This is a genomic window from Polaribacter sp. Hel_I_88 (assembly GCF_000687935.1).
In the GTDB taxonomy this organism is placed as follows: domain Bacteria; phylum Bacteroidota; class Bacteroidia; order Flavobacteriales; family Flavobacteriaceae; genus Polaribacter.
Genome location: NZ_JHZZ01000001.1, coordinates 3,431,170 through 3,443,314 on the forward strand (window position 1 = coordinate 3,431,170; position 12,145 = coordinate 3,443,314).

11 protein-coding genes and 1 tRNA gene are annotated in these 12,145 nt (G+C 32.3%); 7 read left to right on the forward strand and 5 right to left on the reverse strand.

Features of this window, described 5'->3' with window-relative positions; genetic code table 11:
* Positions 1-263: 263 nt before the first annotated feature.
* From P161_RS0115285 to P161_RS0115295, 3 genes are all read right to left on the reverse strand, one after another.
* Positions 264-524, reverse strand: a complete 261-nt coding sequence (locus tag P161_RS0115285) for a helix-turn-helix domain-containing protein (RefSeq protein ID WP_026777776.1) — start codon at positions 522-524, stop codon at positions 264-266.
* Between the two features lie 1,831 nt (positions 525-2,355).
* Positions 2,356-2,437 (reverse strand) — tRNA-Tyr (locus P161_RS0115290).
* Positions 2,438-3,543: 1,106 nt separating this feature from the next.
* Positions 3,544-3,975 (reverse strand): helix-turn-helix domain-containing protein, encoded by a 432-nt coding sequence (locus P161_RS0115295; RefSeq protein ID WP_026777777.1) that lies wholly within the window; start codon positions 3,973-3,975, stop codon positions 3,544-3,546.
* Between the two features lie 79 nt (positions 3,976-4,054).
* Between P161_RS0115295 and P161_RS0115300 the strand changes: the two genes are divergently transcribed.
* The 3 genes from P161_RS0115300 to P161_RS0115310 all read left to right on the forward strand — a co-directional run bounded on the left by P161_RS0115300 (position 4,055) and on the right by P161_RS0115310 (position 5,824).
* Positions 4,055-4,822: an SDR family oxidoreductase gene (locus tag P161_RS0115300; protein WP_026777778.1), complete on the forward strand. Its 768-nt coding sequence runs from the start codon at positions 4,055-4,057 to the stop codon at positions 4,820-4,822.
* 4 nt (positions 4,823-4,826) lie between these two features.
* Positions 4,827-5,288 (forward strand): hypothetical protein, encoded by a 462-nt coding sequence (locus tag P161_RS0115305; RefSeq protein ID WP_026777779.1) that lies wholly within the window; start codon positions 4,827-4,829, stop codon positions 5,286-5,288.
* Positions 5,289-5,359: 71 nt separating this feature from the next.
* Positions 5,360-5,824 carry a hypothetical protein gene (locus tag P161_RS0115310; RefSeq protein ID WP_197026361.1) on the forward strand — a complete coding sequence of 155 codons (465 nt, stop codon included), beginning with the start codon at positions 5,360-5,362 and terminating at the stop codon, positions 5,822-5,824.
* A gap of 1,554 nt (positions 5,825-7,378) precedes the next feature.
* On the opposite strand, the gene P161_RS0115320 is transcribed toward P161_RS0115310, so the two are convergent.
* Together P161_RS0115320 and P161_RS0115325 are read right to left on the reverse strand one after the other, a co-directional pair.
* Positions 7,379-8,011: an NAD(P)-dependent oxidoreductase gene (locus tag P161_RS0115320; RefSeq protein ID WP_026777781.1), complete on the reverse strand. Its 633-nt coding sequence runs from the start codon at positions 8,009-8,011 to the stop codon at positions 7,379-7,381.
* A complete protein-coding gene (locus tag P161_RS0115325) occupies positions 8,008-8,643 on the reverse strand; it encodes a DsbA family protein (protein ID WP_026777782.1) in 636 nt (211 codons plus the stop codon). The genes P161_RS0115320 and P161_RS0115325 overlap by 4 nt, the downstream gene beginning before the upstream one ends.
* 145 nt (positions 8,644-8,788) lie before the next feature.
* On the opposite strand from P161_RS0115325, the gene P161_RS0115330 reads away from it, so the two are divergent.
* The 4 genes from P161_RS0115330 (at position 8,789) to P161_RS0115345 (ending at position 11,864) form a co-directional block, all read left to right on the forward strand.
* Positions 8,789-9,127: a helix-turn-helix domain-containing protein gene (locus tag P161_RS0115330; protein ID WP_026777783.1), complete on the forward strand. Its 339-nt coding sequence runs from the start codon at positions 8,789-8,791 to the stop codon at positions 9,125-9,127.
* Positions 9,128-9,292: 165 nt separating this feature from the next.
* The gene (locus P161_RS19565) at positions 9,293-9,442 is read left to right on the forward strand and encodes a hypothetical protein (RefSeq protein WP_155810483.1); all 150 of its coding nucleotides are present in this window, start codon (positions 9,293-9,295) and stop codon (positions 9,440-9,442) included.
* A gap of 495 nt (positions 9,443-9,937) precedes the next feature.
* Positions 9,938-10,939, forward strand: a complete 1,002-nt coding sequence (locus P161_RS19180; RefSeq protein WP_051605775.1) for a DUF6090 family protein — start codon at positions 9,938-9,940, stop codon at positions 10,937-10,939.
* A 172-nt stretch (positions 10,940-11,111) separates the two neighbouring features.
* Complete coding sequence (locus tag P161_RS0115345; RefSeq protein ID WP_026777784.1) at positions 11,112-11,864, forward strand: DJ-1/PfpI family protein; 753 nt, start codon at positions 11,112-11,114, stop codon at positions 11,862-11,864.
* The last annotated feature ends 281 nt before the right edge of the window (positions 11,865-12,145 follow it).

Consider the following 12,145-nt stretch of genomic DNA (forward strand, 5'->3'; position numbering starts at 1 on the left):
CACAGGCTTTTAAAAAGCGTGTTTGCGTACCACATGAAGATGTATTGCGTTAGCACGTTTTTGGTATGTTTACGATTGTGGTTATCCACTTTTTAACACAGTAAAATACGCCAACCATTGTCAAAAAGAACCATTGCTACAAGTACATTACCTGCAGCAATATTCTTTTAAAAATACACATAGCTCCTTTGTTTGTTTGGTATGTTAAGGTTGATTTCTTAAGAGAAACCTCCATGGAATACCTGCTATAAAAACACATTGCGTTACTCCTTATTAAAGTTGCGGATGCTTTTTAAGAGTAGCATTTTATTCAATAAGCTTTTTGGAAACATAGGGCTACAGCCTATTTTAACATCTATAATTTGGTGAGTTTTCCTGAGCCGAAACAGGGTGCTTCTACTAATGTTTAGATGTTTTAAGACTTCTTCTGTAGTAAGCCATTCTTCGTTTTTGATTAATTTTGCATCAATCTTTACATCTTTGTAAATGGATGTTGGTTTGGGTTGTTTTTTCTTTTTTTTCATACTAGCTTTTTTTTAAGTTACATATATCTCTAACATAGAGTATATTACCTGCAATATAGTCATTTTTTTGTAACATGGTTTTTGGGAAGCTGGTTTGACTTTTTTAATATGGTATTTGGATGTGCTTACTCTTGTGTGGGGGTGCTTTGTACTTCGTAATGATGGGTGTTGTTTTTTTTTCTTTGTTCTTTTCCATTGATGAAAAGAACCAAAAATCTAGACTTATTTTAATTTTCTTGAATTCTACAAGCTATTACACTATCGTGTCCAGACCGTTCCACTACGTTGCACTCTTTGGACACTTAGCCGTTTCATACCTTTTGAATTGCTACGAAAATTAAAAATATGTCGGGTTGAGATTGTAACTAAGCTTTTTACCTCTTAATTTTTTAAATACTCGTCATTGCGAGGCTTTTTTAGCCGCGGCAATCTGTTGGTGGTTACTTTCTGGTGTTTGTGTGGTTAACTGGGTGTGCTTACTGTTGTGTGCTTACTCGTGCGTAGGGTTGTTTCGTACCTCGCAATGACAGGCGTTATTATAAATTTAATAATGTTTTTAACAAAACTACCTGGATGCTCGTCATTGCGAGGCTTTTTCAGCCGCGGCAATCTGTTGGTTGTTACTTTCTGCTGTTTGTGTGGTTGATTGGTTTTGGTATACTTTTTTCTTTGTTCTTTTCCATTGATGAAAAGAACCAAAAATCTAGACTTATTTTAATTTGCTTGAATTCTACAAGCTATTACACTACCGTGTCCAGACCGTTCCACTGCGTTGCACTCTTTGGACACTTAGCCGTTTCATACCTTTTGAATTACTACGAAAATTAAAAGTATGTCGGGTTGAGATTTAGATTATATAAACTTTACAGCAATGACGGGCTTTATTATAAATTCAATAATGTTTTTAACAAAACTACCTGGATAATCGTCATTGCGAGGCTTTTTTAGCCGCGGCAATCTGTTGGTGGTTACTTTCTGGTGTTTGTGTGGTTGATTGGGTGTGCTTACTGTTGTGTGCTTACTCTTGCGTGGGGTTGCTTCGTACCTCGCAATGACGGGCGTCGTTTTCACTAACAATAGCTTTTACTAACAAAAATAATTAAATACTCGTCATTGCGAGGCTTTTTCAGCCGCGGCAATCTGTTGGTGGTTACTTTCTGGTGTTTGTGTGTTTGACTGGGGGTAGTTAACTAGGTGTGATTACTGTTGGTTGCTTACTCTTGCGCTTCTTTTTACAACATAGGCACATAGGGTATATCGTTTCTTATAAGGCGTTATTATAAATTCAATAATGTTTTTAACAAAACTACCTGAATACTCCTCATTGTAAGGCTTTTTTAGCCGCGGCAATCTGTTAGTGGTTACTTTCTGGTGTTTGTGTGTTTTACTGGGTGTACTCACTGTTGTGTGCTTACTCTTGCATGGGATTGCCACGTCGTACCTCCTCGCAATGACAGATTCGGGTGGAGTTAGCAATGTGTGCTTACTCCCTCGTGGGGTTGCTTCGTACCTCGCAATGACGGCGTCGTTTTCACTAACAATAGCTTTTCCTTACAAAACTTCTTGAATACTCGTCATTGCGAGGCTTTTTCAGCCGTGGCAATCTGTTGGTTGTTACTTTCTGGTGTTTGTATGGTTCACTGTGTGTGCTTACTGTTGTGTAAATACTCTTGTGTAAGTTTGCCGCTTTTGCTTCATATTCTCGCAACAGGCTACACCTCCTTGCGATAACAGATTCAAGTAAAATTAAATAAAGTTGATAATGGTATTAAAACAAAAGGGAAATTGTAAATATATAAAATGGCAGTAGTTATTAAGAAAAGGTACCTAGTGGGGAGAGCAGGATTCGAACCTGCGAAGACGTAGTCAACGGAGTTACAGTCCGTCCTCGTTGGCCGCTTGAGTATCTCCCCTTTGGTAAATATATAATGTTTATGAACGTACCTTTTTTTATACCTTTTTTGTTTTTATCAGACCAATATTGGGCTTTATAATTACAACTTCTTGATTATGAACTAAATGATTTCGTTCCTTAAAATCCGTTGGTCTTTGTGATAAAAAACATTCTTTTTCTCAAAAAGGTTTGCGAATATACAAAGTTTTTAGAAATGTCCTAAACATCATAAAATTATTTTTTAGTTTTTTTCCGATGCTTTATGTAAGCATTTGTGTACTAGTTACTAACAAAAAAACTTAAATACTTGTCATTGCAAGGCTTTATTAGTTAAAGTAATATGTTTGGTAAAAGCTTTTTGCTGTTTGTGTGTTTAACTGGGTGTGCTCACTGTTGTTTGTTTACTCAAACGTGGGGTTGCTTCGTACCTCGCAATGACGAGCGTAGACTTTACTAACATTGAATTTCACTAACAAAACTACCTGAATACTTGTCATTGCGAGGCTTTTTTTAGCCGCGGCAATCTGTTGGTAAAGGCTTTCTGCTGTTTGTGTGGTATACTGGGTGTGCTTACTGTTGTTTGCTTACTCAAACGTGGGTTTGCTTCGTACCTCGCAATGACGAGCGTAGACTTTACTAACATTGAATTTCACTAACAAAACTACCTGAATACTCGTCATTGCAAGGCTTTTTCAGCCGCGGCAATCTGTTAGTTGTTAAATTCTGGTGTTTGTGTGTTTTACTGGGTGTGGTTTACTTTTTTCTTTGTTCTTTTCCATTGATGAAAAGAACCAAAAATCTAGACTTATTTTAATTTTCTTGAATTCTACAAGCTATTACACTATCGTGTCCAGACCGTTACACTGCGTTTCACTCTTTGGACACTTAGCCGTTTCATACCTTTTGAATTGCTACGAAAATTAAAAGTATGTCGGGTTTAAGATTTAGATTAAAGTTTGCCATATTTGCTTCGTATTCTCGCAACAGGCTACACCTTCTCGCAATAAAGGTTGTTATTATAAATTCAACAATGTTTTTTAACGATACTTCCTCTAAAATTTATCGCTAATCTAAAAATACTACTGCCCATATTTTAATCTTTAGCTATCATTAAAAAAACAGCATTCAACTCAATGTCTCTTCAATAATTTGACGATAATTATATTGAATACCTTTTGTAACTTTTGATTTGTCTTGATCAAATCCTGCTTCGGCTATTGAAAACATTTCAGAATTTTGCCCTCTTAAGTTTTTATCGCTCCATAGTATAATTTCTGTGATCATTGGTGCTAAAGCTATTCCCTTTTCTGTTAACAAATAAATGTTTTCTTTTTGGTTGTTGGGTAATTTCTGTTTTGTAAGCAATTCGTTTGCTTCCAACCACTTTAATCTTGACGATAATATACCAGGCGCTATTTTTTCAGGAGATATGGAAAAATCCTTAAAAGTCTTCTTTCCTTGAAGCAACATATCTCTTATGATGAGTAAAGACCATTTATCACCCACAATATCTAACGTAGAAGCAATTGGACAACCTGATCTAAAAATATTTGACATTTTTTACTATTGTTTTAGTAGTAATAAAATAATTTAATTACTTTTGCTACTGATTTAATAGCAAAAATAATATTTTTAAATGAAACAGTCGCAACAAATTGTACTTATAACTGGAGGTAGCTCAGGAATTGGACTTGCTCTCGCTAAAAAGTTTATGGAAAACGACAATACTGTAATCATTACAGGTCGTAACTTGTCCAAATTGAAAGCGGTTCAAAAGGCCTTTCCAAAAATCCATATATATCAAAATGATGTGACAAATGATATAGAAGTCAAAATATTAGATGACAATATTCAAGAAAAATTTGGGGGCATTGATATTTTGATCAACAATGCAGGAATCATGAATTTGGTAAATGCAGGAAACGAAAACAATGACTTGCAAAAACAAATGCAAGAAATTGAAATCAACTACAATTCGCCAATTCGATTATTACATTACTTTTTACCACAACTTAAAACAAGTAACAACGCAGTTCTTGTAAATGTTTCTTCGGGTTTAGCCTACGTACCCTTTGCACAAGCACCTGTATATTCAGGAACAAAATCGGCCTTGCATTTTTGGACCAAAGGGATACGACCACAACTAAAACCTTATCAAATAAAAGTAGTTGAGCTTTTGCCTCCTGTTGTAGACACCCCAATTTTTGACAATATTGGTGCTCCAGAAAAAAGCAATTTTAACCCCATGCCTCCTAAAAAATTAGCCAAGCTGTTTTGGAAAGATTTTATAAAAGGAAAAGAAAAAATGACACCTGGGCTTTCTAATCAACTAAAATTGATGAGCAGGCTGACACCAAAGTTTATTTTTAATCAAATGAATAAACAACCCATTCCTAAAATATAAAATAATGAAAAATGCAATCTCAATCATCGCCATAATAGGTATTGGCGCATTTATAGGTAACATGCTTAACATCGGGTTAAGTCACGCCGTCTATTGGCAATCGCTTGACCCAATAGCATTTATGGATTTTTTTGCAATTGACTTTCCTTTATTACTGGTTCCAACTGTGGTTACACTTATGCCTGCATGGTTAGGAACGCTGTTTGTATTTTTAAAAAACGATAAAAAATCAGAAGGCAGAAAGTACTGGAGGCTTGCATTTTTAGCTTTGACACTTACTATTATTCAAACTTCAATTTATCATTTACCTATAAACTTAGATTTTGTAGCACAAAAATATGATGTTACAACAGCAACAAACAAACTCAACGGCTGGGTAATTTCTCATTGGATAAGAATTGGTATAGCCATTATTTCGGGTGTTTATGCCATCAAAGGTTTTCAACAATCAACAATAAATCAATAATAAATCAATAATAAATTAACAACATGGACAATTTTACAATTTTTAATCTACAAACAGTTGCAGCATTATTAATGGCATTCTTTGCCTTACGATGGTTTGTATTACCAAAGGTTTCTCACTTACCTATAAAAGAAGCATTAATACCCTTTGTTTTTATACAAGGAATAAGATATTTAGGAATGATGTTTATGGTTGATCATCAAATTTATGATGAATTCCCTAAGGATGTAGCATTTACAATTGGTGTTTGGGATTATAGCGTCGCAATTTTAGCACTGATAACCACTTATGCTCTGAAAGTCAAGTGGAAATTTGCCATACCCCTTGTTTGGGTTTTCAATATTTGGGGATTTGCAGATTTAATGACTGCATTGCCTAGAGCTTCAGCACTTGAGTTTTATAATTATGATATTGGTGGTATATGGTGGATGTCAATCATTGTAGGTCCTATAACCATCATAAGCCATATCTACATATTTATCAGACTATTTAAAAACCTTAAAAAGAAAGAAGTAGATAAATACGCAACAAAATGAATATGACACTACTTTTCGTTTCGTTTATGGCTCCTTTGGTTGCTGTTGCGTGCTTTATTAGGTGTTCTGAATCTTGCGTGGGTTTGCTTTTGCTTCGTATTTAGCAATAGGCTATACCTTGTAATGACAGACGTAATCTTAAAAAAAACTTATCACTAACAAAACTACTTAAAGACTAGTTATTGCAAGGCTTTATTAGCCAAAGTAATCTATTGGTGAAGGCTTTCTGCTGTTTATGTGTTTTACTGGGTGTGCTTACTGTTGTTTGCTTACTCAAACGTGGGTTTGCTTTGTACCTCGCAATGACAAGCGTAGACTTTACAAACATTGAATTTCACTAACAAAACTACCTGAATACTTGTCATTGCAAGGCTTTTTTAGCCTCGGCAATCTGTTTGGTTAAAGCTTTTTGCTGTTTGTGTGTTTTACTGGGAGTGCTTACTGTTGGTTGCTTACTCAAACGTGGGTTTGCTTCGTACCTCGCAATGACGGGCGTAGACTATATTAGCATTGGATTTTCACTAACAAAACTATTTGGATACTCGTCATTGCGAGGCTTTTTCAGCCGCGGCAATCTGTTAGTTAAGGCTTTTTGCTGTTTGTCCACTCTTTGTTATTTGCTTTATTCTTTTCTTTTTTCCATTGATGAAAAAAGAAACAAAAAAATCTAGACTTATTTTAATTTGCTTGAATTCTACAAGCTATTACACTATCGTGTCCAGACCGTTCCACTGCGTTGCACTCTTTGGACACTTAGCCGTTTCATACCCTTTGAATTGCTACGAAAATTAAAAGTATGTCAGGTTGAGATTGTAACTAAGCTTTTTACCTCTTAACTTTTTTAAATACTCGTCATTGCAAGGCTTTTTCAGCCGTGGCAATCTGTTGGTTGTTACTTTCTGCTGTTTGTGTGTTTTACTGGGTTTGGTTGACTGGGTGTTCTCACTGTTGTGTGCTTACTCTTACGTGGGTTTGCTTCGTACCTCGCAATGACGGGCGTAGACTTTACTAACATTGAATTTCACTAACAAAACTACCTGAATACTCGTCATTGCGAGGCTTTTTCAGCCGCGTCAATCTGTTGGTGAAGGCTTTCTGCTATTTGTGTGTTTGACTGGGTGTGCTTACAGTTGTATGGTTGCTCTTACGTGGGTTTGCTTCGTACCTCGCAATGACGGGCGCTAACAAAACTACCTATATACTCGACATTGCAAGGCTTTTTCAGCCTTGTCAATCTGTTGGTTAAAATGTAGTGCTTAGTGTTGCTTGTACTTGTTTATTATGCATTTTTTTAAAACAAAACCAATCTTTTAGGTACGTGTTTCGTTGACAGGCTTTTATTATGTATTAAAAACTTTATAATTATTTTACATGAACTTTATTAAAATAAAAAATGGTTTTAATAATTTGTTTTAATAGTTTATTTTTATAAAAGTTAAGTAGCATTTATACACATTAAACTTCTGCAAATCTTGCAAAATTAGAAGCTAAATAGGATAAAAAATACGTATATAAATAAGTTATAGCCAATGCAAAAAAAATATCTGCTCTTTTTTAAACACTTACAAAAGGCATTTGAAAATTAAATTTTTCATCCTCAACTTGAGATAAAATAAAGTGAGCTAAATCGGCTCGACTGATTTTTGTACTTGCATTAACACCAACCCAGCCAACTCGATAACTCTCTGTCGCTTTATCATTTGTTAATCTAGGACCTCTAACAATAGACCATTTTAAACCACTCTCTTTAAGCACTTCGTGATGTTTAATAGCATCATTTAAAACTTTTGGAACTGCAATTTTCATTATTGTTCGTATCAATTTATCTGCAAATTTTGGCTTATCTTTTTCAGGAAACGGTAAACCACCACCTGAAAGGGATATTATCCTATTAACGTTTGCATCTTTCATTGCCTGCACAATATTTTTAGTTCCGTTAGTTTGTAGCCATTCAGGCGAACCCTTTACGTGACCAAACAGACTTACAACAATATCCGTACCTTCAACGGCTTGTTTTACGTCATTTAAATTAAGAACATCACCTTTGTGAATTTTCAACTTTACGTTTTTTTGACTCATCTTTTCAGGACTTCTCACCAAGGCTTTTACCTCAAATCCTTTTTCAAGAGCTAACTCTAAAAAACACTGTCCTGTTTGACCTGTGGCACCAAATAATGCTATTTTCATTTTATTGTATTTTTAATTCTTAAATAATTACTTTCTAATTGGCTCATTGGCATATACCCGCTACCAATTTTATGATATTTGCCTTCTACTTCTATGAATATGGTTGGAAATCCTGTTACACCAAAAGTTGATGATTTTTCAAAGTCAGCTTCTGCCAATTTTCTATATTTAGGTTCTTTCATCTTTTCCACAAAATTGGCGGAATCTATCTCAAATTTTGAGGCAATCTTTCCATATCCTTGCAAGTCTTTTGGTTCTAGCCCATCATAATAGATTGCTTTTTGTAATTCAGCAGCAAACAAAACACTATTGCCTGTTGTATCCGTTTCTTTAAATATGGACAATGCTATTGAGAGAGGTATTGAGGTGAAAATTGCACTACCTTCTTTAAGTGTTTTATCTAAAAAATCGCTACCAAACTTTACGCCTGTTGCCTTTTCAACATCTTTGTATGCCCAACTTATATAACCAGCAACTTCACCAATTGCCCCTATTCTATCACCTGTTATCATTCCACCAGAAATAACCTCAAAGTCAAGACTGTCTTTGTACTTTTCTTGAAATTGAGTCATCACAGGTGAAAATCCATAGCACCAACCACACAAAGCATCATACACATAAACTATTTTCATATTTTTTTGAGATTTACAATTAAATGAACTTGCCATAAGTAAAGAGATGAACAGCAAATTTTTCATACTATCTTTTTTAGTATAGACAAATATATACTACTTTTACTGTACATAATATTTACACGGTACTAACCTTTTTGTATGTATGAAAAGAGAAAAACTAAAAATCACTGCCAGATGTCCCATTAAAACTACTACTGATTTAATTGGAGGGAAATGGAAATTACTTATTTTGTTTCAACTTGCTCTTGAACCATTAAGACCATCACAACTCAAACGCTTAATTCCAGATATAAGCGAGAAAATGTTGATACAAGAGTTAAAAGCACTTACCGATAGTAACTTAGTAATACGCAAAAACTTTGGCGAAATACCTCCTAGGGTTGAATATGAGTTAACTTCAGTGGGTCATAAGATTATGCCACTTATTGATGAAATGAAAAACTTTGCTACTGAATATGAAAACGAATTATTTAACAGTTAAGAGTTAAAAACAAAGGCTATAACAATGTATATAAAAAATAGGCGAAATAGTAATGAATTTAAGGTTTTAGGCTCGTATCAAACTTGTACTTAACTGAAATTTTAGTGCTTCGAAATTGCCTATTTTTCATATACTAACCGTTACGCAATTCCAAAAAACTCAAAAATGAAAAAAAAGGAAAAAAATAAAAAGAAAGATACGTCTAAATTATTTGATATAGATGGAATTGAAATTGTAAAGTCAAAACCATTTATCAATGTAAAAGTAAAAGAAAAGGGTTCTGATGATAAAATTGACTTCTCTGACTTACTGTAAATTTCAAAATTGGTTATAATAGACTAATCAACGCTCCTATTCTTTAGCTTATTAGTTTCAATATTCTGGTATAATTAAAAGCAACTAAATTCTGAATTAGTTAAAAAAATATAGATCTAAATAATAGTATCATCGTTCTGTATTCTGATAAAGACTATATTGTAGAAAATAAAATTTAGTTTTAACACATGGATATAATTAAATTAATTTTAGACTATGAAATCTAAATAACATCAACCTACAGAAAATATTTGCTGGTGTAAAAAATTTGAAAACTTTAAAAGGTAATGCTGCAAAGTATTTTTAATTCAGAATTAAAAAAAATAAAATTGTAGTTGATACATCATATAAGATACTAAAATTTAAAAATATAACTTGTGCTTCAATCAAAATTAATCGCTAATTTGCACATTACTAAACATATATATGAATTTATTTCTTATGATAACTAACTGCTAACACATGATAAAATTCTTTAGGAAAATTCGTCAAAAAATGCTGACTGAAAACAAATTCAGTAAATATTTTTTGTATGCTATTGGCGAAATTGTACTTGTGGTTATTGGTATATTAATTGCCTTGCAAATTAACAACTGGAACGAACAAAAAAATAATGAAGAAAAAATTACAAATATTTTAAAAGAAATACAAAGTGATATTTTAATTGATTTAGAAACTTCTAATAAGGTTTTTGACTATCAAATATTAACAGATTCTATTTCAAAAAATATATTAAACAACAAATACACACTAGAAGATTTTAGAAATAACAATTTTCAATTTATAGGGTACAATTATCGAGATTTTACAACGACTTCTAACGGTTATGATAATCTAACAGTTAATTTAGATAATGTTCCAGAAAATTATAAACACTTGCTTCCAGAGGTTAAAAATTTGTACGTTAAACTCAAAACTACTATAGATGTATATAATGAAAAAATAAGAAGTACAGTGTATACAAATATTAATAATTTATCCAATTTTAATTGGTATCAAGATTTTTTAAAAAATAAAGAAAATAAGGAACAAATTGACTTTTTTTTTAATGATGTTGCATATAAAAATCTTGTAGCCACGTATATGGGGTATAGAAGCAATATTTTTCAAATTAGTAATGAATATAGAGTAAAAGCTATAGACCTGTATTTAAAAATACATAAAGTAATTAACAGTACAATTGAAGTTCCTAAAATTGTTAATTATAAAAACAAATCTTCAAATAATTATATAGGGACTTATACATTAAAGGAAACTATAAATCCTTCTAGTATGTGGAATTCAAATATAGATGTTGTTAAAAAAAACGATCAATTAGTAATTATAAACCCAATAGATGATTTTGATTTAAAGTTACTATCCTATACTAAAAACACTTTTTTTCTTGATGAATTTTATGATGGAATAATACTATTTGATAGTCCAAAGAGTGGGCATTTGTATATATCTTATGCAGTTAACTCTTATGCAATTTATATAAAAACAGCATCAAATTAGCATTTTATATAAAAAAAGCAATTTGTAATAATATGCTGACAGAAACCTTTTTCCAAAAGTGCACATAGACTTTTTACCTTTAATTTAATTGCTTACTTTAGTAGTTGAGCATAGTATAAGGCATACATAACAATACTAGCATATACAAAAAGAGATAAAAATGATAAAAATGATAAAAAAATTAGGAATTATAACATTAATCTTTGCTACTATTTTTACAAGTTGTAATACGGATACATCAAAACCTAATGTTGAAAACCCGGAGTTTACAAAAACTAAACAACCAACTGATACACTTACAAAACACCTAAAACCTTATAACCCAAAATTGCCAACAATAGGACTTTTGATGTATAATGGCGTTTTACAAAGCGAAGTAATTGCAACATCGGATGTGTTTGCAAAACCAACTGAAGATGGAAAACAACTTTTTAACGTAATTTCTATAGCAGAAACTAAAAATCCAATAACAACCGAAGAAGGAATGCATTTTGTGCCTGATTACACGTTTAAAAATTGTCCAAAATTAACAGCTCTTTTTGTGCCAAGTGCTTACGATATGTACGCACAAGTTAATAACCCCAAGATTATTAATTTTATAATTGAAAAAAATAAGGAAACCAACTATATAGTAAGCAATTGTGCTGGAGCGCAATTAATTGGAAAATCAGGAATTGCAGACGGAAAAAAAATAGTAACGTGGATTGGTGGTGGAGAACAGTTGCAAAAAGACTATCCAAATTTAAAAGTACAAGATGAACATGTAGTTACTTTTGTTGAAGATGGAAAATTCAGTTCATCAAATGGAAATTTGGCAAGCTATATTTCTGCATTAAATTTAGTAGAAAAAATGACCAGTTTAGAACATCGGAAATTTGTTGAAAGTTATTTATATCTCGACCGACTTAAGAATTGGAAAGAATAAATACTGTTGTAAAATCAAGTAAAACTCATTAATAAAAGACTTCAGTATTTTTATAGTTATATAAACGCTGATTTTGCAATTGTAAAAAGCTAATTCAATAATTAATTACAAACTGCTACTAATTCGTTTTGTTAGTTTTACTTTAACTTGTAAAAGGTCTGCAATAATCTTTACTAACAAACCATTTAAATAGAGTTCTTTTCAAAACTTTTTAAGTAAAAACAATTTATTAGTTAATTGTTTAATTTATACACCTATCTTATATACTTATATAAAAATAT